Source organism: Gilliamella sp. B2887 (assembly GCF_026537015.1).
In the GTDB taxonomy this organism is placed as follows: Bacteria; Pseudomonadota; Gammaproteobacteria; order Enterobacterales; family Orbaceae; genus Gilliamella.
This window is the reverse complement of the sequence record NZ_JAFNMX010000008.1, coordinates 63,120-89,787: the sequence shown is the minus strand read 5'-3', so window position 1 is coordinate 89,787 and position 26,668 is coordinate 63,120. Positions and strand designations below refer to the sequence as shown.

General features: G+C 35.2%; 22 protein-coding genes. 9 read left to right on the top strand and 13 right to left on the bottom strand.

Going from position 1 to position 26,668, the window contains the following annotated elements; translation table 11 throughout:
- Nucleotides 1-333 precede the first annotated feature (333 nt).
- From J3U13_RS07815 to pgk, 11 genes are all read right to left on the bottom strand, one after another.
- The gene (locus J3U13_RS07815; protein ID WP_267341269.1) at nt 334-1,236 is read right to left on the bottom strand and encodes a TPM domain-containing protein; all 903 of its coding nucleotides are present in this window, start codon (nt 1,234-1,236) and stop codon (nt 334-336) included.
- A 5-nt stretch (nt 1,237-1,241) separates the two neighbouring features.
- Nucleotides 1,242-1,841: a LemA family protein gene (locus tag J3U13_RS07810; RefSeq protein ID WP_267341267.1), complete on the bottom strand. Its 600-nt coding sequence runs from the start codon at nt 1,839-1,841 to the stop codon at nt 1,242-1,244.
- Between the two features lie 403 nt (nt 1,842-2,244).
- Nucleotides 2,245-2,556: an antibiotic biosynthesis monooxygenase family protein gene (locus tag J3U13_RS07805; protein WP_267341266.1), complete on the bottom strand. Its 312-nt coding sequence runs from the start codon at nt 2,554-2,556 to the stop codon at nt 2,245-2,247.
- 83 nt (nt 2,557-2,639) lie between these two features.
- On the bottom strand, nt 2,640-6,857 hold the full coding sequence (rpoC, locus tag J3U13_RS07800; RefSeq protein ID WP_267341265.1) for a DNA-directed RNA polymerase subunit beta': 4,218 nt from the start codon (nt 6,855-6,857) through the stop codon (nt 2,640-2,642).
- Nucleotides 6,858-6,947: 90 nt separating this feature from the next.
- Entirely contained in the window at nt 6,948-10,976 is a 4,029-nt protein-coding gene (gene rpoB / locus J3U13_RS07795) for a DNA-directed RNA polymerase subunit beta (RefSeq protein ID WP_267341264.1), read from the bottom strand.
- Between the two features lie 248 nt (nt 10,977-11,224).
- Nucleotides 11,225-11,593: a 50S ribosomal protein L7/L12 gene (gene rplL / locus J3U13_RS07790; protein WP_025316515.1), complete on the bottom strand. Its 369-nt coding sequence runs from the start codon at nt 11,591-11,593 to the stop codon at nt 11,225-11,227.
- Between the two features lie 60 nt (nt 11,594-11,653).
- A complete protein-coding gene (rplJ, locus tag J3U13_RS07785; RefSeq protein ID WP_025316516.1) occupies nt 11,654-12,151 on the bottom strand; it encodes a 50S ribosomal protein L10 in 498 nt (165 codons plus the stop codon).
- Between the two features lie 230 nt (nt 12,152-12,381).
- Entirely contained in the window at nt 12,382-13,083 is a 702-nt protein-coding gene (gene rplA, locus J3U13_RS07780) for a 50S ribosomal protein L1 (protein ID WP_065603964.1), read from the bottom strand.
- Between the two features lie 3 nt (nt 13,084-13,086).
- Nucleotides 13,087-13,515, bottom strand: coding sequence for a 50S ribosomal protein L11 (rplK, locus tag J3U13_RS07775; RefSeq protein WP_034884321.1), 429 nt, complete (start codon nt 13,513-13,515; stop codon nt 13,087-13,089).
- Between the two features lie 180 nt (nt 13,516-13,695).
- Nucleotides 13,696-14,775: a class II fructose-bisphosphate aldolase gene (gene fbaA, locus J3U13_RS07770; protein ID WP_267341263.1), complete on the bottom strand. Its 1,080-nt coding sequence runs from the start codon at nt 14,773-14,775 to the stop codon at nt 13,696-13,698.
- A 78-nt stretch (nt 14,776-14,853) separates the two neighbouring features.
- On the bottom strand, nt 14,854-16,017 hold the full coding sequence (pgk, locus tag J3U13_RS07765; RefSeq protein WP_267341262.1) for a phosphoglycerate kinase: 1,164 nt from the start codon (nt 16,015-16,017) through the stop codon (nt 14,854-14,856).
- A gap of 228 nt (nt 16,018-16,245) precedes the next feature.
- On the opposite strand from pgk, the gene rpsT reads away from it, so the two are divergent.
- The 4 genes from rpsT to dtd all read left to right on the top strand — a co-directional run bounded on the left by rpsT (nt 16,246) and on the right by dtd (nt 18,529).
- Complete coding sequence (rpsT, locus tag J3U13_RS07760) at nt 16,246-16,509, top strand: 30S ribosomal protein S20 (RefSeq protein ID WP_025316521.1); 264 nt, start codon at nt 16,246-16,248, stop codon at nt 16,507-16,509.
- Nucleotides 16,510-16,619: 110 nt separating this feature from the next.
- A complete protein-coding gene (locus J3U13_RS07755; protein ID WP_267341261.1) occupies nt 16,620-17,237 on the top strand; it encodes an SPOR domain-containing protein in 618 nt (205 codons plus the stop codon).
- Nucleotides 17,238-17,247: 10 nt separating this feature from the next.
- A complete protein-coding gene (locus J3U13_RS07750; RefSeq protein WP_267341260.1) occupies nt 17,248-18,087 on the top strand; it encodes a virulence factor BrkB family protein in 840 nt (279 codons plus the stop codon).
- A gap of 7 nt (nt 18,088-18,094) precedes the next feature.
- Complete coding sequence (gene dtd / locus J3U13_RS07745) at nt 18,095-18,529, top strand: D-aminoacyl-tRNA deacylase (protein WP_267341259.1); 435 nt, start codon at nt 18,095-18,097, stop codon at nt 18,527-18,529.
- A gap of 62 nt (nt 18,530-18,591) precedes the next feature.
- Here dtd and J3U13_RS07740 read toward each other — a convergent pair whose 3' ends face one another.
- The gene (locus J3U13_RS07740) at nt 18,592-19,953 is read right to left on the bottom strand and encodes a histidine-type phosphatase (protein ID WP_267341257.1); all 1,362 of its coding nucleotides are present in this window, start codon (nt 19,951-19,953) and stop codon (nt 18,592-18,594) included.
- A 229-nt stretch (nt 19,954-20,182) separates the two neighbouring features.
- Between J3U13_RS07740 and dauA the strand changes: the two genes are divergently transcribed.
- Both dauA and J3U13_RS07730 read left to right on the top strand, forming a co-directional pair.
- Complete coding sequence (gene dauA, locus J3U13_RS07735) at nt 20,183-21,856, top strand: C4-dicarboxylic acid transporter DauA (RefSeq protein ID WP_267341255.1); 1,674 nt, start codon at nt 20,183-20,185, stop codon at nt 21,854-21,856.
- Between the two features lie 191 nt (nt 21,857-22,047).
- Entirely contained in the window at nt 22,048-22,590 is a 543-nt protein-coding gene (locus J3U13_RS07730; RefSeq protein WP_267341254.1) for an HdeD family acid-resistance protein, read from the top strand.
- Between the two features lie 114 nt (nt 22,591-22,704).
- Here J3U13_RS07730 and rsgA read toward each other — a convergent pair whose 3' ends face one another.
- A complete protein-coding gene (gene rsgA / locus J3U13_RS07725) occupies nt 22,705-23,730 on the bottom strand; it encodes a small ribosomal subunit biogenesis GTPase RsgA (protein ID WP_267341253.1) in 1,026 nt (341 codons plus the stop codon).
- Nucleotides 23,731-23,809: 79 nt separating this feature from the next.
- Here rsgA and orn point away from each other — a divergent pair, with 79 nt between their 5' ends.
- Genes orn through hemH form a run of 3 tightly spaced genes read left to right on the top strand, consistent with a single transcriptional unit; the run spans nt 23,810 to nt 26,618 of the window.
- The gene (orn, locus tag J3U13_RS07720; protein WP_267341251.1) at nt 23,810-24,373 is read left to right on the top strand and encodes an oligoribonuclease; all 564 of its coding nucleotides are present in this window, start codon (nt 23,810-23,812) and stop codon (nt 24,371-24,373) included.
- A 5-nt stretch (nt 24,374-24,378) separates the two neighbouring features.
- Nucleotides 24,379-25,650: a lipid IV(A) 3-deoxy-D-manno-octulosonic acid transferase gene (gene waaA / locus J3U13_RS07715; protein WP_267341250.1), complete on the top strand. Its 1,272-nt coding sequence runs from the start codon at nt 24,379-24,381 to the stop codon at nt 25,648-25,650.
- 8 nt (nt 25,651-25,658) lie between these two features.
- A complete protein-coding gene (gene hemH, locus J3U13_RS07710) occupies nt 25,659-26,618 on the top strand; it encodes a ferrochelatase (protein ID WP_267341248.1) in 960 nt (319 codons plus the stop codon).
- Nucleotides 26,619-26,668: the final 50 nt, after the last annotated feature.

Below are 26,668 nucleotides of genomic sequence, written 5' to 3'. Positions count from 1 at the left end.
ATGTATCTACCTTAAAATTTTATTCAGTATAGCTAAAAACTACACAATGCCGTAAGGCGCGCATATTACCTGTAAATCATGATTTCGTCAATGGGCGTAAATAAGATAATTTGTTTTAATTATTGATTATTACTTCAATATTTATTCTTATTTATATAATTTCGTTCATGTCAAAAATATTATCGCTTAACTGAATTTTTTTGTTAAATACCAAATTTAAGTTGGTCATTATTTATATGAAAACAGAATGTAATAAGGGAAAAACGATGACTTTTAATAACAAAGAAAAAGTATTCATTAGAGAATAAGGCTCCTTAAAAAACTCATTTATTATTACCAACTCCCAGATGCCCCACCGCCACCACTGCGTCCACCGCCACCACCACCAAATCCACCTCCTGATCCGCCTCCAAATCTACCAAAGCCGCCCCCACCTCGACGGTTATTACTACCACCATTACGACCTCCGGCTGACAAAATACCACTTAAAATGGTACTTGTTACAAAAGCTAAAAATAATACTGGTAATACCATATTTATGGGATATCCATGCCATAATGTGAATCCCCCAACAGAGAGACCATTGAGCAATCCGGTTCCTAAACTTCGTTTAGCGCTAACTTTATTAAATAATAAATTTGCAATAAAAAAACACATAAAGAAAGAAACTAATCCATAATTAATAAGCTGTGAGCCAAACTCGCTAGCAAGCAAAGTATTAAGATTCTGCTCTTTTTCATCACCGAAATCTGAAGCTGAAGTATCAATTTTTTCTTTTAATACTGATAATGCATTATCAATGCCTTGATAATAGTTATTTTGCTTAAATTGTGGCACTAATTGTTCACGAATAATATGGTTTGCAACTAAATCGGTTATTGTTCCTTCGAAGCCATAACCAACTTCAATACGCATCAGTTTATCATCTTTAACGATCAATAATAAAATACCATTATCAAGCCCTTTCTTGCCAATTTTCCATTGTATAAATACTCGATCTGCATATTGTTCAATCGTTTCATTATCAAGTTTAGCTATCATTAATACGGCAATTTGTGCTCCATCTGTTCTTGGCTTTTCAAATTCAAGTAAACTTGATTCTAAAGTATTTACTTGTGAAGATGTCAATGTATTAGTTGTATCAATAACACGTTGATTAAAAGAGGGGATGTCAGTTAGCCCATAACTAAGCCAACTAAACATTAATAAAAAACTAAGTAAGAAATAATTTTTCATTATACCTATTGCCCAAAATTGACAGATGGCGCATTAGATATTTGTTGTTCATTTTCAACAGTAAATTGTTGTTTTGGTTGTTGTCCTATTATGTCTGCAATCCATTTCGTTGGTAATTTGCGAATATAACTGTTAAAACTTTGAACTGTTTGAATGTATCTTCCTCTTGCTACAGTAATACGATTTTCCGTACCTTCAAGTTGACTCATTAAATCTTGATAAAGTGTATTAGCTTTAAGATCAGGATAATTTTCACTTACTGCAATTAATCGACTTAATGCAGAGCTTAATTCAGATTGTGCTTGTTGGAATTTTGAAAATAAAGCTGAATCACTAAGTTGATCAGAATTAATTTGAATTGAACCAACTTTAGCTCTAGCATCGGTCACTTGAATTAATACGTCTTTTTCATGAGAAGCGTAACCTTTTACAGTGTTCACTAAATTAGGGACCAAATCGGCACGCCTTTTATATTGATTAACAACTTCAGACCATGAAGCGGCTACAGCTTCATCTTGGTTTTGAATATTGTTATAGTCCTTAAAAAAAATAAAAGCCCCAATAATAACTAGTACAATAATAATTAATAAAGATTTTGATTTCATTGTAAGTCCTTATAAATAATTTAATTCATTGATAAATTAATAAATTATGTATAGTAAATATGTTATTTAAGAACTATATATTTTGCTATTTTACTTAGTAAAATAACTTGCTATTAACAACAAATAGATACAAATTTGATGGAAAATAATACAGATATCAGAAAATTATAAAGATAAGACGTTAAAAAATAATTTCAGGTGAACTATTAAGTATTTAATTATATCGGGTAATGATATTTATCAACTAAACTTACATTGCTCACTATTTATTAAATATTATATCTTTATTTATCAAATTTGCGAAGTATAATCCTAATTATTGATGAAATATACATCGCAATATTATTTATTAAAATTAATTCAGATAAATTTATTAAATTATCTTATTTTTATAATTTTTTGATTATAGAATTGTTTCAAAGCATTCTAATTGTGCTGACTCAAAATAAATATCTTTATTATTTGATCGATTATTTGTGTTGCGATGGGTATGTTGAAAATGTTCAGAATTAACCCAAGCATCAAAATCTTCTTTAGATTCCCACTCAGTATATGAAGAGAATAACGTATAATTTTCTTCACTTTTTCCTTGTAATAAGTAAAAACGATTAAATCCGTTCATTTCTTTTAAATGACTATCACGATTACGCCATATTTCAATAAATGTATTTTCACTCCCACGTTTAATCTTAAAACGATTCATTACAATAAACATACAAATCTCCTTTTGCATTTTAAATATTTGACAAAAAAATAGCACGCCTATGCGTGCTATTTATATTCTAGCCTTTCACAAAGCTATTGCTGTTCTTCTGCTGAGTTAAGTAATTCAGCTAAGTTAGCTGTTGCTTCTTCTGCAGAAATTGTTGTTTGAATATCATCAGTCGATGGCATTGCTCGTTTACGCATACGTTCTTTATGATAAGCATAACCAGTACCAGCTGGAATTAATCGACCAACAATTACATTTTCTTTTAAGCCACGTAATTCATCATTTTTACCAGCAACTGCTGCTTCGGTTAATACGCGCGTAGTTTCTTGGAACGACGCCGCAGATATAAACGATTCAGTCGTTAGTGATGCTTTAGTAATACCAAGCAGATCGTGTAAGTAAACAATAGGTTCTTTTCCTTGCGCTTCAAGTTCACGGTTAATAATCTTCAAGCGTGAAACCTCAAGCTGTTCCCCATCAAGTAAACGAGAACTGCCTGGATGAATAACCGTTGCTTTACGTAACATCTGACGAACGATAACTTCAATATGTTTATCGTTGATCTTTACACCTTGTAGACGATAAACTTCCTGCACTTCGTTAACAATGTAACGTGTAACCGCATTTACACCACGTAAACGTAGAATATCGTGAGCTGATTCAGGACCATCCGAAATCACATCGCCACGACCAACTTGTTCACCTTCAAATACGTTAAGTTGACGCCATTTAGGAATCATCTCTTCATATGGCTCACTACCATCTAATGGTGTAATAATTAATCGACGTTTACCTTTGGTTTCTTTACCAAATGAGATAATACCATCAATTTCAGCAAGTATAGCAGGTTCTTTCGGTTTACGAGCTTCAAACAAGTCAGCAACACGTGGTAAACCACCTGTAATATCTTTGGTACCAACAGATGCCTGTGGAATACGAGCAAGTGTATCACCAATATTGATTTCAGCTCCATCTTCTAATTGAACTAACGCTTTACCTGGTAAGAAGTATTGTGCAAGCATTTCAGTGCCAGCGACATAAATATCATCACCTTTGGCATCCACAATTTTGATTGCTGGACGTAGATCTTTACCTACACCAGTCCGCTCAGCCACATCTAATATCGCTATAGATGATAAACCTGTTAACTCATCTGTTTGACGCGTAATAGTTTGACCATCAACCATATCAACAAAACGTACGAAACCTTTTGCTTCAGAGATAACTGGCATAGTATGTGGATCCCAGTTCGCAATTGTTTCACCAGCTTCAACTGCTGAACCATTACCTTTACTTAAAATCGAACCGTAAGGAACTTTGTAGGTTTCTTTCATTCGACCTAATTCATCGATAATCGTTAATTCAGCATTACGTGAAGTAATTACTAATTTCTTATCTGGATTAGTCACAAACTTCGCATTAGTTAATTTAATGCTACCTTTGTTTTTAACTTGAACACTTGATTCTGCTGCTGCTCGAGATGCTGCACCACCGATATGGAATGTACGCATGGTTAACTGTGTACCCGGTTCACCGATTGACTGAGCCGCGATAACACCGATTGCTTCACCTTTGTTAACCAAATGACCACGAGCTAGATCACGACCATAGCATTTTGCACAAACACCAAAATCAGTATCGCATGAAACTACTGAACGTACTTTCACACTATCAACAGATTCAGCTTCTAGTAAATCACAATAGCTTTCATCTAGCAGTGTATTGCGAGGAATTAAGATATCCGCGCCACCTGGTTTTAATACATCTTCAGCTGTTACACGACCTAATACGCGTTCACGTAGTGGCTCTTTAACATCACCACCTTCAATTACTGGTGTCATTACTACACCTTCTAACGTACCGCAATCATCTTCAATAACTACTAAATCTTGAGCTACGTCAACTAAACGGCGTGTTAAGTAACCTGAGTTCGCAGTTTTTAAGGCGGTATCAGCAAGACCTTTACGTGCACCATGGGTAGAAATAAAGTACTGAAGTACGTTTAATCCTTCACGGAAGTTTGCCGTAATTGGTGTTTCGATAATTGAACCATCTGGTTTCGCCATCAAACCACGCATACCAGCTAACTGACGAATCTGAGCTGCAGAACCACGAGCACCAGAGTCAGCCATCATATAGATACTGTTGAAAGAAGATTGAACCTCTTCTTCACCATCACGATTAATGACTTTTTCTGTGGATAAGTTATCCATCATCGCTTTAGCGACACGCTCATTAGCTGCGGCCCAAATATCGATAACTTTGTTATAACGTTCACCAGCAGTAACTAAACCTGATTGGAACTGTTCTTGAATTTCAGCAACTTCAATTTCTGCTTCGTTGATGATTTGTAATTTCTTCGCAGGAATTTCCATATCATCAATACCAACTGAAACACCTGAACGAGCTGCATAAGCAAAACCTGTATACATTACTTGGTCAGCTAAAATTACAGTTTCTTTCATACCTAATTGGCGATAACAAATATTTAAAATTCGTGAAATCGCTTTTTTACCTAGTGGTTGATTAATAACTGAGAAGCTCATACCTTTAGGCATAATTAACCATAAAATAGCACGACCAACTGTAGTATCAACCACAGAAGTTGTATCTTCCCACTCACCAATACTATTACGGTGGCTTTCAGTAATACGTACTTTAACTTTAGCATGTAGCTCAACAAGACCTAAGCGATACAGTTTTTCTGCTTCTTTAGGTCCGGTTAAAATCATGCCTTCCCCTTTCGCATTAATTTTATCACGAGTCATGTAGTAAAGACCTAATACCACGTCCTGAGAAGGAACAATGATAGGCTCACCACTCGCAGGCGAAAGAATGTTGTTGGTTGACATCATTAACGCACGCGCTTCTAATTGAGCTTCTAACGTTAATGGTACGTGAACCGCCATTTGGTCACCATCGAAGTCAGCATTGAATGCCGCACAAACTAATGGATGTAATTGGATCGCTTTACCTTCAATTAGGATAGGTTCAAATGCCTGAATACCTAATCGGTGAAGTGTTGGTGCACGGTTTAGTAATACCGGATGTTCACGGATAACTTCATCTAAGATATCCCAAACAATTGCATCTTCACGTTCAACCATTTTCTTGGCTGCTTTAATGGTAGTTGCATAACCACGGCGTTCTAATTTTCCGTAAATAAATGGTTTGAATAATTCAAGTGCCATTTTTTTCGGTAAACCACATTGGTGTAAACGTAAATATGGACCTACAGTAATTACTGAACGTCCTGAATAGTCAACACGTTTACCTAATAGGTTTTGACGGAAACGACCTTGCTTACCTTTAATCATGTCAGCAAGTGATTTTAAAGGGCGTTTGTTTGATCCTGTAATTGCACGACCACGACGACCATTATCTAATAATGCATCAACCGATTCTTGTAGCATACGTTTTTCGTTACGTACGATAATATCTGGCGCAGCCAAATCTAATAAACGTTTTAAACGGTTATTACGGTTGATTACACGACGATAAAGATCATTTAAATCTGATGTTGCAAAACGTCCACCATCAAGTGGTACTAATGGGCGCAAATCAGGTGGTAATACTGGTAATACATTTAAAATCATCCATTCAGGTTTATTTTCTGATTGAATAAATGCTTCAATGATCTTAATACGTTTAGTTAATTTTTTACGTTTAGTTTCAGAATTCGTTGTTGCTAATTCGTCACGTAGTGCTTCGCATTCTGCTTGAACATCTATGTTACGTAATAATTCTTGGATAGCTTCTGCACCCATACGTGCATCGAACTCATCACCAAATTCTTCTAACGCATCTAAATACTGTTCTTCAGTTAAAATCTGACCACGTTCTAAATTGGTCATACCACCATCAAGAACCATAAATGATTCAAAATAAAGCACACGTTCAATATCACGTAGAGGCATATCAAGTAGTAAACCAATACGAGATGGTAATGATTTTAAAAACCAAATATGTGCAGTTGGAGAAGCAAGCTCAATGTGACCCATACGTTCACGACGTACTTTAGCTTGAGTGACTTCTACACCACATTTTTCACAAATTACACCACGGTGTTTTAAACGTTTATATTTTCCACATAAACATTCATAATCTTTCACTGGCCCAAAAATACGAGCACAAAACAATCCATCACGTTCAGGTTTAAACGTACGATAATTGATTGTTTCAGGTTTTTTGACTTCACCAAAAGACCATGAACGAATCATATCAGGAGAGGCAAGACCTATCTTGATAGCGTCAAAATCTTCAGTTTTAGTTTGTGCTTTTAGAAACTTTAGTAAGTCTTTCACAATTGACTCCTATGGAGTTAAATCAATTAGATAACTTATTATTGCTAATAAGTTATCCCTATAAATAGAAATCATTTGAACTAGAGAAGGTTACTCTTCGTCTAACTCGATATTAATACCTAACGAACGAATCTCTTTTAACAATACATTGAATGATTCTGGTATCGCAGGTTCCATACGATGATCACCATCTACAATATTTTTGTACATTTTAGTACGGCCGTTCACGTCATCTGACTTGACTGTTAACATTTCTTGTAAAGTATAAGCAGCACCATATGCCTCAAGTGCCCATACTTCCATCTCACCGAAACGTTGACCGCCGAATTGAGCTTTACCACCCAATGGTTGTTGAGTAACCAGACTGTATGAACCAGTAGAACGAGCATGCATTTTGTCATCAACTAAGTGATTTAATTTGAGCATATACATGTAACCAACGGTTACAGGACGTTCAAATTGCTCACCTGTACGGCCATCATACAGCGTAATTTGCCCTGACGTTGGTAAGTCACCAAGTTCAAGTAACGCCTTAATTTCTTGCTCTTTAGCACCATCAAATACTGGTGTAGCAAGTGGCATGCCATTACGTAAGTTTTGTGCCAGTGTCATGACTTCTTGATCAGTAAATTCTGCAACATTAACTTTTTGTGCAGCACCTAAGCCAAGATCATACGCTTTTTGGATAAATTCGCGTAATTTAGCTAATTCTTGCTGTTCTTTTAGCATTGCATCGATCTTCTGACCAATACCTTTAGCCGCCATACCTAAGTGAGTTTCAAGGATCTGTCCGATATTCATACGAGACGGAACACCCAATGGATTTAGTACGATATCAACAGGACGACCTTTGTCATCATATGGCATATCCTCAATTGGATTAATTTTAGAAATAACCCCTTTGTTACCATGACGACCTGCCATCTTATCACCAGGCTGGATTTGACGTTTAACAGCTAAGTAAACTTTAACAATTTTTAACACCCCAGGTTGTAAATCATCACCTTGAGTGATCTTCATGCGTTTAGCTTCAAGTTTTTTGTTAAATTCTGCTTTGATTTCTTCGTGCTGTTCTGCAAGCTGCTCTAATTGAGCTTGTTTCTCTTCATTTGCAATACCAATTGTTAACCACTTTTCACGTGGTAACACATCTAATTTATCAGCTTTAATACCACCAGCAATTAATACATCACGGATACGAGCAAACAAAGCAGCTTCTAAAATGTTAAGTTCTTCAGTTAAATCTTTACGTGCTTGTTTTAATTGCATATCTTCAATTTCAAGTGCACGTTTATCTTTTTGCACCCCATCACGCGTAAAGACTTGAACATCAATTACTGTACCAGAAACACCATTTGGTACACGTAAAGAAGTATCTTTAACATCAGACGCTTTTTCACCAAAAATCGCACGTAGTAGTTTTTCTTCCGGAGTTAATTGAGTTTCACCTTTTGGTGTCACCTTACCAACCAGAATATCACCGCCTTTAACTTCAGCACCGATATAAACAATACCTGATTCATCCAGTTTAGAAAGGGCTGCTTCACCTACATTTGGAATATCAGCAGTAATTTCTTCTGCACCAAGTTTAGTATCACGAGATACGCAAGAAAGTTCTTGAATATGAATCGAAGTAAAACGGTCATCTTGTACCACTTTTTCAGAGACTAAAATGGAATCCTCAAAGTTATAACCATTCCATGGCATGAATGCCACGCGCATGTTTTGACCTAATGCTAATTCACCTAGATCAGTTGATGGACCATCAGCAAGAACATCACCTCGCTCAACTTTTTCTCCTAATTCCACACATGGAATTTGATTGATACAAGTATTTTGGTTAGAACGGGTATATTTAGTTAAGTTATAAATATCAATACCGGTTTCGCCAGCGTACATTTCATCATCGTTAACATTAATTACAATGCGTGATGCATCAACATACTGAACGGTACCTCCACGACGAGCTACTGCCGTTACACCAGAGTCAACCGCTACAGCCCTTTCCATACCAGTACCAACAAATGGTTTTTCCGCTTTTAATGTCGGTACCGCTTGACGTTGCATGTTTGCACCCATTAAGGCACGGTTCGCATCATCATGCTCTAAGAATGGAATTAATGAAGCACCAACCGATACGATTTGCTGAGTTGATACGTCCATATAATGAACTTGTTCAGGACTATATAAACCAGACTCACCATTTAAACGGCAAGTCACTAAATCTTCTTTGAAACGTCCGTCTTCATCAAGATTCGAGTTAGCCTGAGCAATAACAAATTCGCTCTCATCAATCGCTGATAAATAATTAATTTCATCAGTTACAATACCATCAATCACACGGCGATATGGAGTTTCTAAAAAGCCATACTCATTAGTGCGAGAATAAACTGCTAATGAGTTAATCAAACCAATGTTCGGACCTTCAGGTGTTTCAATCGGGCACACACGACCGTAATGGGTAGGATGTACGTCACGAACTTCAAATCCTGCACGTTCACGAGTTAAACCACCTGGACCTAATGCTGAAATACGACGTTTGTGAGTAATTTCAGATAATGGATTGTTTTGATCCATAAACTGAGATAATTGACTAGAACCAAAGAACTCACGGATTGCAGCTGAGATCGGTTTAGCATTGATCATATCTTGTGGCATAAGTGAATCTAGATCGCCTAAAGATAAACGTTCTTTAACAGCACGCTCTACACGTACTAAACCAATACGGAATTGGTTTTCTGCCATTTCACCAACGCTACGAATACGACGATTACCTAAATGATCAATATCATCAACTTCACCATGACCGTTACGAATGCCGATTAATTTCTTCATTACGTCAACGATATCATCTTTTGTCAAGACGCTTTCGCCTTCGATATCTTCACGACCTAAAGAACGATTAAATTTCATTCTACCCACAGCTGACAAATCATAACGCTCATCAGAGAAGAATAAATTATCAAATAATGCTTCAGCCGCTTCTTTTGTTGGTGGTTCACCAGGGCGCATCATACGATAAATTTCAACTAATGCACCTAATCGATCACGAGTTGAATCAACATTTAAAGTTTCAGAAATAAATGGTCCATGATCAAGATCATTTGTAAATAATGTTTCGATCTTTCTATGACCAGCATTAGTTAATTCAAGCAATAACTCTAATGAAATTGGTGTATTAGCAAAAGCAATAACTTCACCTGTCGCTTCATTGACATAATTTTTAGCTAGAACTTTATTAACTATATATTCAACAGGTACGTCAATTTTAGTAACGTTATCTTTGTCCAATTCACGTATATGACGAGCCGTAATACGACGACCTTTTTCAGCATAAACTTTACCTTTTGATTCGATATCAAAAAGAGCTGTTTCACCACGTAAACGTTCAGGAACAAGATCCATTTTCAGTTTGGATTTGCCCACTTCAAAAATAGTTTTTTCGAAGAAAATATCTAGAATCTCTTCTGTTTCATAACCTAAGGCACGTAAAATAATTGTTGCTGGAAGTTTACGACGACGGTCAATACGGGCAAAAAGATTATCTTTTGGATCAAATTCAAAATCAAGCCAAGAGCCACGATAAGGAATAATCCGAGCATTATATAAAACTTTACCAGAAGAGTGTGTTTTACCTTTATCACTATCAAAGAACACACCAGGACTACGATGTAATTGTGATACGATTACACGTTCTGTACCGTTGATCACAAACGTACCATTATCCGTCATTAAAGGAATTTCGCCCATGTAGACGTCTTGCTCTTTAATATCTTTTACTGTTCCTTCTGGCGCATCTTTATCATAAATAACTAAACGTAATTTTACGCGCAACGGTGCTGAGTAAGTGATTCCCCTAATTTGACATTCTTTAACATCAAACACAGGTTCGCCCATTTTAAAGCTCACGTATTGTAACTCAGCGTTACCACTATAACTTTTTATCGGAAATATTGAACGGAATGCGGCTTCTAAGCCATATTGACCTTCTGGATCTTGCTCAATAAATTTCTGGAACGAATCAAGTTGAATAGAAAGAAGATACGGTATATCCAAGACTTGTGGACGCTTACCAAAATTCTTACGAATTCGTTTTTTCTCGGTATAAGAGTAAACCATTAGTTCCTCAACTTGCTTATCTGCTATTTTAGCATGATTAAATATTCATCAGGGGGTACTACCTTCAAATAATAACGCCTGACACCTCATCGAAAATATCTTTAAATATCAATTGATTAGGCTTAGAAAATATACAATTTCTTTATTACTTTTTATTGATAATCTTCAAATAAAATTCTTTGACTTTTTACAGCGCAAAAAGGCTGGAGGTAAAAAACCCCCAGCCATTTAGGTTGCTATCGATAAACTTATTTAAGTTCGACAACCGCACCAGATTCTTCAAGTGCCTTTTTAAGTTCATCTGCATCAGCTTTGCTAACGCCTTCTTTAACAGTTGCTGGAGCTGATTCAACAAGATCTTTAGCTTCTTTCAAGCCTAAACCTGTTGCACCACGAACTGCTTTGATAACAGCTACTTTGTTAGCACCAACTTCTTTTAAGATTACATCAAATTCAGTTTTCTCTTCTGCTGCTTCAGCTGGACCAGCTGCTGCAACTGCCACAGCTGCTGCTGCAGAAACGCCAAATTTTTCTTCCATCATTGATACAAGTTCAACAACGTCCATTACAGACATTTCGGCAACTGCATCTAAAATTTGTTCTTTAGTGATAGACATAATATAGTTTCCCAAATTTACAATTTTTATTAATTAATAAAGTTCACAATCATACTGCGATTAAGCAGCTTCTTTTTGATCGCGAACTGCTGCAAGAGTACGAACCAATTTGCCAGCTGCGGCTTCTTTCATGGTTGACATCAAGCGTGCTAATGCTTCTTCATAAGTAGGTAATGTTGCTAAGCGATCAATATTCGCTGCAGTAATCAACTCACCTTCAAAGGCTGCGGCTTTAATCTCAAATTTATCATTTTCTTTAGCAAACGCTTTAAAAATACGCGCTGCAGCACCTGGGTGCTCATTTGAAAATGCAATTAGAGTTGGACCAACAAACGTATCTTTTAAACACTCGTATTGAGTTCCCTCAACAACTCGGCGTAAAAGCGTATTACGAACAACACGCATATAAACACCAGCTTCACGAGCAGACTTACGTAATGCAGTCATTTTTTCTACAGTTACGCCACGAGAATCAGCAACAACTGCAGAAAGCGCACCTTTGGCGATTTCGTTAACTTCAGCAACAATTTCTTGTTTATTTTGAAGATTTAGTGCCATTGGTATTGCTCCTGGATTAAACTAGGCAAAGCCTAGACTGATTTTAACTAGCTACACATGTAGCTAGCATAACCACGATGAGCAGAATCCCTCTATTATATCTATCAGGCTCTGTCACCGTCTACGTAGGAAAATTAAGTAGTTAAAATTCAACTACACCTACGGTCTTGGACGGGGTCTGGTTAAGGCCAGACACCAACCGATTCTTATTGTTTAATTAACAAAGGTAATTAAACCGTTGCATTTAAAGTTGCTTGATCAATAGCAACTCCAGCACCCATTGTAGTAGAAAGGCTAACTTTCTTCACAAATACACCTTTAGAAGAGGCTGGTTTTGCTCGTTTTAAAGCAACAAGTAATGCTTCTAAATTTTCTTTAAGCTTCGCTGCATCAAAGTCAGCTTTACCGATAGTTGTATGGATAATACCATTTTTATCATTACGGTAACGAATCTGACCAGCTTTAGCATTTTTAACAGCTTCTGCAACATTAGGCGTTACAGTACCAACTTTAGGATTTGGCATTAAACCACGTGGTCCTAAAATTTGACCTAATTGACCAACAACACGCATAGCGTCTGGTGATGCAATAACTACATCAAAATCCATTTCGCCCTTCTTGATTTGATCAGCTAGATCATCCATTCCAACTAGTTCTGCGCCAGCTTCTTTAGCTGCTTCTGCATTTGCACCTTGAGTAAATACAGCAACGCGGACACTACGACCAGTACCGTGTGGAAGTACAATTGCACCACGTACATTTTGATCTGATTTACGTGAATCAATACCTAAATTAACAGCAACATCAACACTTTCTGTAAATTTAGCTGTTGCAAGTTCTTTCAATAAAGCAATAGCTTCATTAATCTCATATTGTTTAGTCGCATTCACTTTTTCGCGGATAAGTTTAGCTTTCTTAGATAATTTAGCCATTAATTAACCCTCCACTTCCAAGCCCATTGAACGAGCAGTTCCTTCAATAGAACGCATCATTGTTTCAATGGTAGCACCATTCATATCTGCAGCTTTTAATTCAGCAATTTCGCGAATCTGAGCACTCGTTACTTTACCTACTTTTTTCTTGTTTGGTTCACCAGAACCAGACTTAATTTTAGCAGCTTTTTTTAATAAAACCGCAGCAGGAGGAGTTTTAGTTACAAATGTAAATGAACGGTCAGAATATACTGTAATAACAACAGGAATAGGTAAACCTTTTTCCATGCTTTCAGTTTTTGCATTAAATGCTTTACAGAATTCCATAATATTAACACCATGTTGACCAAGTGCAGGACCAACTGGCGGACTAGGATTCGCTGCACCAGCTGCAACTTGCAACTTGATGTAAGCTTGTACTTTTTTTGCCATTTTTAATTTTCCTTTTCTCGGGTGCAAACGCCTCTATTAATAATAGCTATTAATAAATAGACAGCTCCCCTAAGTTAAATGAGGGCGAAATTATCCTATAACTTAAAACAAAAATCAAGATTTATTTAAAACCGGATAAATGAAAAGCAGAACCACTAGTTCTGCTTTCTTGCCATCAAATTATAGTACGTTAATTGCATTAAGTTCTTTAAATGCAAGCTCTAAACGTGCAACTAAAGAATCTTGACCTTTACGTAACCATACACGAGGATCGTAATATTTTTTATTTGGAGCATCAGGACCTTCAGGATTACCTAATTGTCCTTGTAAGTAAGCTTCATTTGCTTTGTAGTAATCTAAAATACCAGCCCAGTTAGCCCATTGTGTATCAGTATCAATATTCATTTTGATAACACCATAGTTTACCGCTTCTGCAATTTCTTCTGGAGTAGAACCAGAACCACCATGGAACACAAAGTTCAATGATTTTTCAGGTAGATTAAACTTTTCTGATACATATTTTTGTGAATTATCGAGAATTTTTGGCGTTAATTTAACGTTACCTGGTTTATAAACACCATGTACGTTACCAAATGAAGCAGCAATAGTGAAACGAGGACTAATTGCACTCAAACGTTCATAAGCATAAGCAACATCTTCTGGTTGAGTATAAAGTGCTGAACTATCCATATGGCTATTATCAACACCATCTTCTTCACCACCAGTACAACCTAATTCTAATTCTAATGTCATTTTCATTGCCGACATACGAGCAAGGTATTGACAACAAATATCAATGTTATCTTTTAATGTTTCTTCTGAAAGATCGATCATATGAGAAGAAAACAATGGTTTACCTGTTTTAGCAAAATGAGTTTCGCCAGCATCAAGTAATCCGTCAACCCAAGGCAGTAATTTTTTCGCACAATGGTCAGTATGTACAATAACAGGTACGCCATATTTTTCTGCTATTAGATGAACATGTTTAGCACCAGATACAGCACCTAACACTGCACACTCTTGACCTTCAAGTTTTAAACCTTTACCTGCGATAAATTGTGCACCACCATTGGAAAACTGAACAATAACAGGAGACCCCACTTTAGCTGCGGTTTCAATAACTGCATTGATTGTATTTGTATCAACACAGTTCACCGCTGGTAGCGCAAAATTATTTTCACGTGCAATTTGGAACACTTTTTGAACATCATCACCAGTTACTACGCCAGGTTTAACGACATCAGAAATTTTTGTAACCATTTTATTACCTATAAATTTATTAATATAAAAAGTAGTAAGGATGAGTAATTAGCTCATCCTTACTTTTAAACTATAATATTATGCTTTTGCTCTTTCTTCTAACATTGCAACGGCTGGAAGTTTTTTACCTTCAACGAATTCTAGGAAAGCACCACCGCCGGTTGAAATATAAGAGATTTTATCTTCAATACCGAATAAATCAATTGCCGCTAATGTATCACCTCCACCGGCAATTGAAAAACCTTGGCTATCAGCAATTGCCTTGGCAACAATTTCAGTACCACGACGGAAATTAGGGAATTCAAATACGCCTACCGGGCCATTCCATAGGATTGTTTTTGCATTCTTGATAATATTTGCTAATACTTCTGCTGATTTATCTCCCAAATCAAGAATTTGTTCATTTTCTTTAACGTCTTTCACTGATTTTTCAGTTGCGGTAGCTGTTTCACTAAATTCAGTGGCAACTCGTACATCAGTAGGCACAGGAATTTCACAGTTAGCCATTAATTTTTTAGCTTCAGGAATTAAATCGGCTTCGTAAAGTGATTTACCAACATTATAACCTTCCGCTGCAATGAAAGTATTAGCAATACCACCGCCAACAATAATTTGGTCGGCAATTTTTGAAAGTGAATCAAGAACAGTTAATTTAGTTGATACTTTTGAACCGGCAACAATGGCAACCATTGGTCTTGCAGGGTTATCAAGCGCTTTACCTAAGGCATCTAACTCAGCAGCTAATAATGGACCTGCACAAGCAATAGGTGCAAATTTACCCACACCATGCGTTGAAGCTTGAGCACGGTGAGCTGTGCCAAACGCATCCATTACATAAATGTCGCAAAGTGCAGCGTATTTTTTAGATAAAGTTTCATCATCTTTACCTTCACCGACATTAAAACGAACATTTTCAAGAACAACTAATTCGCCCTCTTTAACATCCACGCCATCAAGGTAATCTTTTACTAAACGAACAGGGAAAGATACATGTTCTTTTAAATAATCAACAACTGGTTGTAATGAAAATTCTGGGTTATACTCGCCTTCCGTTGGACGACCAATATGAGAAGTAACCATTACTTTAGCACCTTTCTTGATCGCTTCTTCAATAGTCGGTAGTGATGCCTTAATTCGCGCATCAGAGGTTACTTTACCATTTTTAACTGGCACATTAAGATCTGAACGAATAAATAAACGTTTTCCATTTAGATCAAGATCTTGCATTCTAATAATAGACATGTGACTTCCTCTTATAAATATCAATATAATAAAATTGTGACTATTCTAACATAAAATTTTCTTTTAGGTTACAACCATTATTGCTCATATACTGAACATCTGCCGGAAATAAAAAATTTGTTATCTTAGTAAAAATTTTTATACAACAGCATTGACAATAGGCAGAAAATCAGGCATATTTTGCCGCCTTATTAATATGTAATTTTTATCTAAACTTGGGAGTTGACTTTGGCTAATATCAAATCAGCTAAGAAACGTGCGGTTCAATCCGAAAAACGCCGTAAACATAATGCTAGTAACCGTTCAATGATGCGTACTTATATTAAAAAAGTTTACGCAGCTGTTGCAGCTGGTGATAAACAAACAGCTGAAGTGGCATTCAAAGACATGCAAGCAGTTGTTGATCGTCAAGCGGCTCGTGGCTTAATCCACAAAAATAAAGCTGCACGCCATAAAGCGAATTTAATTAAGCAGATTAAAGCATTGGCTTAATGCCATTATCTGTTAACTATTGCAGTTAGAAAGAATAATAAAAAGTGGTGTAAGCCACTTTTTTTATTTGTATACTAATCCGTTATTCGATATTAATAAGAGAGTATATTGTGGTTCAGCGTGATTATGTAAGAAAAAAGAGCCGATCAAAAAAAAATAACTCACGAAATAAGCCTAATTTAATGATATTTTTGGCCATTATTATCATTATTCTATTTTCTACTATTCTCTATTATATTGTGAATAACAAACCAACTCAATCTGTCAAACCCCCAAAAGTAAAAACACAACCTCCGGCAATAACATTACCTGAACGGCCACAAGAACGTTGGACTTATCTTAAAGAGTTAGAAACTCCCAATGCTAGTTATGGTTCAAGATCAATCGCGAGTGAACGACAACAAATTTTAGATAGTTTTGTTAATAACTCACGTCCAGTGGCGCCGACTAAAAATAATAATGTAACCAAACAAGAAATTCCCACATCTACAACTACGCAAGATTTTAGTACTTCAAATAAATGGATATTGAAATGTGGAGCATTCAAAGATAAAGCTAATGCTGAAACCCTTAAAGCGAGAATCGCGATGATTGGCATCAGTGGTAATGTATCTTCAGGTCAATTATATCGAGTCACAGCGGGGCAATATACAAATAAAAATGAGGCAAATAAGGCATTAAGCTCATTAAAAAATAATGGGATTAATGATTGTATTATTTCTAACTAAAAAGAAAAATATGAGATCATTCAAAAATATACAGTTATTCACTAAAATGTTATGGTTGCGTATCAATCAAGACCGTTTAACCACGTCTTCTGCTGGATTAGCTTATACAACAATCCTTGCTTTAGTGCCACTTATTACTGTTATATTTTCTCTACTCTCTGCTTTCCCTATGTTTGATGAGGTCAGTTTTTCATTAAAAAAAATAATTTATAACAATCTGGTTCCTACCGCTAGTGACACTATCGAAAATTACTTAGAACAATTTATTGGCAATACCAAAAAAATGACCTTTATGGGTATAATTGGTCTAATAGTTACATCGCTTTTATTAATCAATTCAATTAATACCGCGCTAAATCGCATATGGAAAACCAAAAAAAAGCGATCATTCATGTACAATCTAACGATGTATTGGACGATATTAACTTTAGGTCCTATTTTAGCAGGTTCAAGTGTTGCAATAAGTTCATATATATTTTCATTAAAATGGCTTTCTACTGCTGCACCGGGTAACTTTCTACTCAGTACCCTACCTTTTTTTATATCTGTGGCTGGTTTTTGGCTGCTTTATAGTATTATTCCAACTGAATCTGTGCCTTTCAAAGAGTCCATGGTCGGAGCCATTGTTGCAGCGATTTTATTTGAACTAGGAAAACGAGCATTTGCTCTATATATAACTTCATTCCCAACTTATCAACTTATTTATGGGGTTGTATCATCAATTCCCATTATGTTGGTTTGGATCTATTTTTCTTGGTGCATTGTTTTGTTTGGTGCCGAATTTGCAGCAACTTTAACTGACTTTAATCGCAAAAAGCACATAGTTGAAAATCAATCATTACCAGAGTAATTACTTTATGATCGCCTTAATTCAACGCGTTAAACAAGCTAGTGTTACTGTTAATAATCAAATTATTGGACAGATTAATCATGGATTACTAGTATTATTAGGTATAGAAAAAGAAGATAACGAGCAAAAAGCAATACGTTTATGTGAAAAAGTACTAGGGTATCGAATCTTTAGTGATAGTGAAGGTAAAATGAATTTAAATGTTACTCAAACTAATGGTGATCTTTTAGTTGTTTCTCAATTTACACTTGCAGCCGATACGCATAAGGGAATGCGCCCTAGTTTTACTAAAGGTGCAAAACCCGAGGAAGCCAATAAACTATACCAATTTTTTATTGAACAGTGTAAAAAGCAAATTAATACACAAACAGGACAATTTGCAGCTGATATGCAAGTTTCTTTGATAAACGATGGACCAGTGACATTCTGGTTAGAGGTCTAACCAGAATCGTAATATTAACTATTATGTCCCCATGTAGAAACATAATATTTATAGTTGTTTATTTATTGAAGGTTTTTTAACATTTCTATTTCTGAATGATTTTCAACCAAACCTAATTTATTCAGTTTGTTAACATAAAATTGTTTTACATCACTCCATAGGTAATAAGGATAGATATCTGATTTTACAGGTAAATGTACTTCTCGTTCATTTAGCAATACTTTAATCAAAATAGGTTGATGGGTTTGCTTGCTTTTATAAAAAAGCCATTGAATGTTTGCTCCCATAGGAATAATTTTATCTGCTTTCCATACAGTAGGATAATCAAATAGTGTTTTAGTAACATTAGCAGAACCTTCAATTTCAAGTAAAGTGGCTAATGGCGAAATCGTTTCAGCATGTGCAAAGCGCAAATTAGCATCCACATTATTATCTTTTATTGCCTTATCGGCAGAATGAATCATATCCCATAATAATGGTGCAGCAATTTTAATTTGAATACCTGTATTATTAAAGGCAGGGCCTATCTGCAAATAATTTTTTGCAGTAACAACCGTGTTATACCATTCCTTTTGTTCTGATGAAAAATAACGGTCTAATTCAAGATGATTATCCGTTAAAACTTGTGGCGAAAAAGCCTGTAATTCTTGATACAATTGGTATATTGCAATAACAAAATCTGATGTTTTTACTGATGCATCCTCAGATACCTCTAACCCTTTTTTTAATTTATTTAAAAAAGATTTCTTAAAAATGCCTTTGGCAACTTGTTTACTCATCTGTTCGGTTCGAGAAGCATACTCAATCGATTTCACAGCATTTTTAACGGTCTGACTTTTTTTATATTCACTATAAGCGGGAGAATACTCAAAAAAGCGTAATAATGTTTGTTCATTATCTGGTTGTTGAACAACATGAATATTGGGATATTTAACTTTAAAAGATTTAATAAAAATTTCTGCTGTCTCTTTTGCTCTAGGAGAGCTAGTTGAAATAACTTCAATTTTTTGTCCTTTAAATACCGATGGATTATTTTCCAACATCCGTCTACTGATCAAACTAATGTCTGTGCGACCCAGATTAGTGAGCTGACCATAGTGGTTCTGATTTAATTGCTTAATGATAATGAGTTGACTTAGTAGATCTTTTCCTGAATTGGTCAATTGGTGCTGACTATCAGCCAATGATAAAATGTGATAAGCAAGATCCTCATGCTTTGACTTACTGATATAGCGAGAACCATGGCGTCCAATATGATCAATATAAAAAGCTTGATAGCCTGTGGGAGCAGAAGTAAGAATTTGTTTAGGATCGTATGGATAAGCTGTTTTGGAACCAGCGATCACATAGGGTTGAGCAAAACTTAATGAAGTAAAGGTAAATAAAAAAACTGTTAATAGCTTACGAGAACCCAGTATAATCATATTTGTATCTCCATTTAGATACTAATCAGGATTAAGATAAAAAACGGTCAATAAATGCCTTAAATAACAATATCCGTTTCATATATTAACACAGCAGACCCACTAAACTTGATTAATAGTAAAATTTTACGATAAAAGATGATTATTTTTATAACACTCTTTTATTTTTTGTAAAAAAGATTATCTTATTAGGCACTCAAAATAACTTCCATTTTATTAATTAAAAATAATGAAATTATATGGCCTTTCTGGCACCAAAATTAGCTGTGCATTTATTTCAGCATGTATAAGTACCCCTTATAATACAACTCGTTTTTTTAAAGACTTAATTGCAGGGATAACCGTTGGTATTATTGCTATACCACTAGCAATGGCTCTTGCAATTGCCAGTGGAGTTCCGCCACAACATGGGCTTTATACCGCAATTATAGCTGGTCTTGTTATTGCTCTAACGGGAGGATCACGTTTTAGTGTATCCGGACCTACAGCCGCATTTGTAGTTATTTTATATCCAGTATCATTACAATATGGTATATCCGGATTGTTAATTGCAACATTATTATCAGGTGTTTTTCTAATATTAATGGGCATGATTCGATTAGGACGATTAATTGAATATATTCCATTACCTGTCGTATTAGGTTTTACCTCAGGCATTGCTATTACCATCGCCACCATGCAAATTAAAGATTTCTTTGGTTTAACTCTTGAACATATGCCTGAAAGTTATATAAGTAAAGTTATTGAATTAGCTAAGACTTTACCATCCATTAATATTGCAGATACAATTGTCGGAATGGTAACACTGATTATTTTAATTGTATGGCCAAAATTTCGAGTAAAAATATCCGGTCATCTACCAGCTTTGGTTGCAGGTATTATTATCATGTTTATTTTAAATCAATTCGGCTTTCAAATTGAAACCATAGGCTCAAGATTCACCTACACACTTGCTGATAATACTACCGGTCGTGGTATTCCTTCAGTACTACCTGAATTTGTTTTACCATGGGAAAATGCTGAATTTAATTGGGATTGGACGACACTTTCAGCTTTACTTCCGATTTCACTTACTATGGCAATGTTATGTGCCATTGAATCACTGCTTTGCGCTGTAGTATTAGATGAAATGACCCACACTAAACATCACTCAAACAGCGAACTGATAGGTCAAGGTTTAGGCAATATTATTGCTCCATTTTTTGGTGGTATTTCGGCTACTGCTGCTATCGCACGTTCAGCTGCGAATGTTAAGGCTGGTGCTACATCACCTATCGCAGCAGTCTTACATTCATTGGTAGTATTACTTGCTCTTATTTGCTTTGCACCACTTTTATCTTATATTCCACTATCAGCAATGGCTGCTCTGTTATTAATAGTAGCATGGAATATGAGTGCTGTGCAGCGGGTAATATATATCATCAAATGTGCACCTAAAGATGATATTTTAATTATGTTTATCTGTATGACACTGACCGTATTGTTTGATATGGTTATTGCAATTACACTTGGAATAGTACTGGCTTCCATATTATTTATGCGTCGTATTGCTAGAATGACTCGTTTAGTTGAACTAAATCGGAGTGATAATAAAACTTTAATTTTACGTGTTAATGGACCACTGTTTTTTGCTGCTGCAGAAAAAACTTTTGCTGAGCTTTATAAAAAAATTAACGGTTATGAGCATATTATATTACAATGGGATGCCGTACCAATTCTTGACGCTGGCGGACTTAATGCCTTAATACATTTTATTGATGAATTGCCAGAACACGTTGATTTATCAATATGTGAGTTGCAATTTCAGCCATTAAAAACATTAGCTCGCGCAAAAATTGTACCTATCCCCAATAAACTAATGTTCTTCTCAACATTAGATGAAGCATTGAAGGATAAAGAGTAGTTTCATCGTAGTTTTTATGTTATTTAATAAGTAAGTAGTAAGATCTGTGGTACATCTAAAAATACTACAGATCAGCAGTAATCATTACCTCCGCGATCTTTCTTTTCTATTGCTAACTATGATTAGCAATTCTACGATCAGAAAGATGTTTTATTTAAATGTAAACTTAAATATAAAAGTAGGAAAATAATATGATATGTGATGAAAATAACGTTCAATATATAAAACAAAAATCCAATTGGTTAATTGTAGTAGGCATTATTTTAATTGTATTAGGGTGTTTAGCCTTAGGTTATCAATTAATTGCAACTGTTTTTTCTGTCTATTTTATTGGTGCATTAATTTTAATAGCAGGAATTGCACAAACAATAAATTCATTTAACCTCAAAGGTTTTGGTCAAACGGCATTATGGACAATAATAGGTATTTTATACATTATTGTTGGCTTAATATCTTTTTTTCGACCGATTGCGGTTTCATCAGCTTTAACTTTAGTGATCTCCATCTTGCTGATTATGAGTGGCTTTACGCAAATTTTTGCTTCTTTTAGTAATCGAAATTTACCACGTTGGGGATGGGTACTCACTTCTGGTATTATTACCCTAATTTTAGGTTTGATGATTATTACTGGCTGGCCATATGATAGTCTTTGGGTATTAGGAATGTTTTTAGGTATAGACCTTATATTCCAAGGTTTTGCATATGTAGCTATTGGTTTTGCAATAAAAAACTGATAGTTTAATACTAACGGGTTGCTTAAATTGCTATTGATCCAATTTAAGCTACCCTTATCTATTGTAATAACGAAATCGCATCAATTAAATAATTAAAATTAACAATATTAAAATTTAAAAACTTTTATTTGTTCTAGCTTTTACTTCTTTCATGGTTTGTAAAATTCGATGATAATTATCTAACCTTGATGGTGCAATTTTGCTATCTTTCACAGCTTGTTGTAATAAGCAACCTGGTGTATCGAGATGATTACAATCTCGAAACTGACATCCCCCTAAATAGTCATCGAACTCTCTAAAGCCACTAATTACCTGTTCTGGCTCCAGATGCCATAAACCAAACTCACGAATACCTGGCGAATCAATAATATCACCTCCGTTTGGTAGATGATAAAGTCGAGTTGAAGTAGTAGTGTGCTGCCCCAATCCAGATAATTCGGAAATATCTCCAGTAATAGCTGATTGTGATTGATGCGGTAATAATAAATTAATAATACTTGATTTTCCCACACCTGATTGCCCAACTAAAATGGATATTTTATTCTGTAAAAGAGCTTGTAACGCAGCAATACCATGGTGATTGTGACAAGAAACATATAAAACTTGATAACCAATATTTTTGTAAATAGTTAATTGTTCTTCAACTTTTGCTCGTTGTTGATCACTCAGTAAATCGGTTTTATTTAAAACAATGATTGGCTCAATATCGGTTGCTTCGCAAGCCACCAAATAACGATCAATAATATTAAGTGATAATTCAGGTAAAACAGCTGAAATAATTATTATTTGATCGACGTTAGCAGCAACAGGTTTAACTCCATCATAAAAATCAGGGCGAACTAACTCAGAATGCCTTACATGAACCGCCTCAATAATACCATTGGTATTAGGCTCCAAACTTTCACGCCACACGACTTTATCACCTGTCACTAATGATGGTAAAGTACGCCGAATACTACAGCGATAAATGTGTCGTGAGTTATCTTCAACATCAGCTGTCTTCCCAAAACGACTTATCACCACACCATCACGTGGTGATGAAAAATTTAACAGACTTTCATCTTGTTTGGTTTCTAATCGTTGTCGGTGTTTAGCCTCAACACGTCTTTTTTGATTTTTGGATAGTTGATTTTTTGCCACAGTCACTAATTTTTGCTAAAACAGTTTGACAGTTATGCTACACTACTCGGCATCAAAAAGAAAATTTCTATAACAAATTATGACCACACAATTACAAATTAACAGTAGCAATCTCATTTGGATCGATCTTGAAATGACTGGTCTAAACCCAGAAACCGATCGTATTATTGAAATTGCAACTATCGTAACTGATTCTAATTTAAACATTTTAGCTGAAGGTCCCGTTATTGCCGTTCATCAATCCGACGAACGATTAGCCTTAATGGATGATTGGAACAAAAATACCCACGGCAAGTCAGGTTTAATTGAACGAGTACGCCAAAGTAACGTTAAAGAACAACAAGCCGAACAACTAACCATCCAATTTTTAAAACAGTGGGTACCTATAAATAGCTCACCAATTTGCGGAAACACTATTGGGCAAGACCGCCGTTTTCTATTTAATTATATGCCTAATTTAGAGAGTTATTTTCATTATCGCTATTTAGATGTTAGTACCATAAAAGAATTAGCGAAACGATGGAAACCTGAAATTTTAAAAGGATTCACAAAACGAAGTACTCATCAAGCACTTGATGATATTCGTGATTCTATTGCAGAGCTTATTTATTATCGCCAACATTTTTTTAACCTTAAGGACTGATGGATATGCAACGGATTTATACCATTTTACTCTATCTTATTCAGCCATTGGTATGGATAAGATTACTTTGGCGTAGTTACAAAACACCAGCATATCGTAAACGTTTGCTTGAGAGGTATGGTTTTTGCAAAAATAAAGTGAAGGAAAATGGCATTTTAGTTCATGCAGTATCTGTCGGTGAAACCATTGCAGCCGTTCCGCTTATTAAAGCTTTACAACAACAATATCCTGATTTACCCATTACCGTCACAACAATGACACCAACGGGATCTGAGCGAGTTAAATCATTACTAAAAGACAGTGTAAGCCATGTGTATTTACCATATGATTTGCCGTGCGCTATTAGGCGTTTTTTGCAAAGAATCCAACCTAAGTTAGTTATTATTATGGAAACCGAAATTTGGCCTAATTTTATTAGCCAATGCCATAAGTACGCTATCCCTTTAATTATTGCTAATGCTCGCTTATCCGAACGCTCAGCTAACCGTTACAGTAAACTAGGCACAAGCATTAAACATTTATTAGCTAAAATTAGCATGGTTGCGGTACAAAATAAGCAAGATGGTGAACGCTTTCTATCACTAGGCCTACCCAGTGATCATCTAACCGTAACTGGCAGTATCAAGTTTGACATTAATTTAACGACTGAGCAACAACAAAAAATTGCTGAATTAAAACAAAAATGGCAATTAAATCGTCCCGTTTTTATTGCAGCTAGTACTCATGATGGCGAAGATGAGATCATCCTAAAGGCATTTAAACAATTATTGCTGTATAATCCAGATTTATTATTAATCTTAGTACCCCGCCATCCTGAACGTTTTAAAATAATTGAAAAACTAATTAAAAATAGTCAATTTAACTATATAACTCGTAGTTTAAACCAAATACCAACAGTTCAAACTCAAGTGGTTTTGGGTGACACCATGGGTGAACTATTAGAACTTTATAGCATGGCAGATATTGCTTTTGTTGGCGGTAGCTTGGTCGATCATGGAGGACATAACCCTTTAGAACCAGCCTTGCATCATATTCCAGTTATTAGTGGTAAATATTTTTTCAATTTTAAACTTATTTGCGAGCAATTAATTGCTGCAAAAGGAATGATTATTTGTGACAGCACAGCTGAATCTTTATACTTAGTTGTAAACAATCTATTGAATAATAAAACAGAAAGCCAACAAATTGGTGAAAATGCCTATCAAGTATTAAAGAAAAATCAAGGTGCACTAGATAGGCTTGTTAGTATTATAAACGGTTATCTTTGTTCAAAATAAGGTTACTTATGAATAAAACACAAGGGTTATTACTGGTTAATATTGGGACACCTAACACAGCCACGCCTGATGCAATAAAACAATACTTAATTGAATTTTTACTTGATAGGCACGTAGTGGATTTGCCTGCTTTCTTTTGGTATCCAATTTTAAAATATCGAGTATTACCTAAACGGGTGCCTTATATTATTAATCATTATAAAAAAATTTGGATAAATGATTTATCACCATTGATGCATTACAGTCAACAACTGTGCGAGAAGTTACAACAGGCTTTATCTAATATTCATTGCCAATTAGCCATGACCTATGGCGAGCCGAATCTTCAATTTGCATTAAATAAATTACAATCATGTAACAAAATAACAGTATTACCATTATTTCCTCAATATTCGACTACGACAACATTATCTGTACTGGATAAAATAAAAACAATTGAATCCTCTCAATCAATACCCAATAATATTCATTACATCCGTGATTATGCTGATCATCCCAGTTATATTAATGCTCTATATTTACAGATTAAACAAGCGTTTGAAGAGCAAGGGAAGCCTGATGTATTAGTACTGTCTTATCATGGAATTCCCGAACGTTATATCCACAAACGCAAAGATGATTACATAGAGCGTTGCCAAATAACCACATTATTGTTAATTGAAAAATGTAAAGCTCATGGCATTAATCTTCCCATTGAAATGGCTTATCAATCTAAATTTGGCAAAGGAAAATGGGTTACACCAAATACCAGCGATTCGCTGGAAAAACTAGCGCATAACGGCGTTAAATATGTACATGTTATTTGTCCTGGATTTTCTGTAGATTGTATTGAAACTATTTACGAAATTAATGAAGAAAATCGAGAACTATTTTTACATGCTGGTGGTGAAAAATTTCATTATATTCCAGCATTAAATGATTCTAATTTACAAATTAAATTAATTAAAGATCTTATAAACTATACTTAAACGTATAGTTAATCTAAAACTTTTTGACAAAAATAAAAAATGGGGCTAAA

Excerpts from the sequence above, each read along its gene's own strand:
- J3U13_RS07815 (WP_267341269.1), bottom strand. The coding sequence starts at position 1,236 with ATGAAAAATTATTTCTTACTTAGTTTTTTATTAATGTTTAGTTGGCTT.
- J3U13_RS07810 (WP_267341267.1), bottom strand. The coding sequence starts at position 1,841 with ATGAAATCAAAATCTTTATTAATTATTATTGTACTAGTTATTATTGGG.
- J3U13_RS07805 (WP_267341266.1), bottom strand. The coding sequence starts at position 2,556 with ATGTTTATTGTAATGAATCGTTTTAAGATTAAACGTGGGAGTGAAAAT.
- rpoB (WP_267341264.1), bottom strand. The coding sequence starts at position 10,976 with ATGGTTTACTCTTATACCGAGAAAAAACGAATTCGTAAGAATTTTGGT.
- rplL (WP_025316515.1), bottom strand. The coding sequence starts at position 11,593 with ATGTCTATCACTAAAGAACAAATTTTAGATGCAGTTGCCGAAATGTCT.
- rplJ (WP_025316516.1), bottom strand. The coding sequence starts at position 12,151 with ATGGCACTAAATCTTCAAAATAAACAAGAAATTGTTGCTGAAGTTAAC.
- rplA (WP_065603964.1), bottom strand. The coding sequence starts at position 13,083 with ATGGCTAAATTATCTAAGAAAGCTAAACTTATCCGCGAAAAAGTGAAT.
- rplK (WP_034884321.1), bottom strand. The coding sequence starts at position 13,515 with ATGGCAAAAAAAGTACAAGCTTACATCAAGTTGCAAGTTGCAGCTGGT.
- fbaA (WP_267341263.1), bottom strand. The coding sequence starts at position 14,775 with ATGGTTACAAAAATTTCTGATGTCGTTAAACCTGGCGTAGTAACTGGT.
- pgk (WP_267341262.1), bottom strand. The coding sequence starts at position 16,017 with ATGTCTATTATTAGAATGCAAGATCTTGATCTAAATGGAAAACGTTTA.
- J3U13_RS07750 (WP_267341260.1), top strand. The coding sequence starts at position 17,248 with ATGAGATCATTCAAAAATATACAGTTATTCACTAAAATGTTATGGTTG.
- dtd (WP_267341259.1), top strand. The coding sequence starts at position 18,095 with ATGATCGCCTTAATTCAACGCGTTAAACAAGCTAGTGTTACTGTTAAT.
- J3U13_RS07740 (WP_267341257.1), bottom strand. The coding sequence starts at position 19,953 with ATGATTATACTGGGTTCTCGTAAGCTATTAACAGTTTTTTTATTTACC.
- dauA (WP_267341255.1), top strand. The coding sequence starts at position 20,183 with ATGAAATTATATGGCCTTTCTGGCACCAAAATTAGCTGTGCATTTATT.
- J3U13_RS07730 (WP_267341254.1), top strand. The coding sequence starts at position 22,048 with ATGATATGTGATGAAAATAACGTTCAATATATAAAACAAAAATCCAAT.
- orn (WP_267341251.1), top strand. The coding sequence starts at position 23,810 with ATGACCACACAATTACAAATTAACAGTAGCAATCTCATTTGGATCGAT.
- waaA (WP_267341250.1), top strand. The coding sequence starts at position 24,379 with ATGCAACGGATTTATACCATTTTACTCTATCTTATTCAGCCATTGGTA.
- hemH (WP_267341248.1), top strand. The coding sequence starts at position 25,659 with ATGAATAAAACACAAGGGTTATTACTGGTTAATATTGGGACACCTAAC.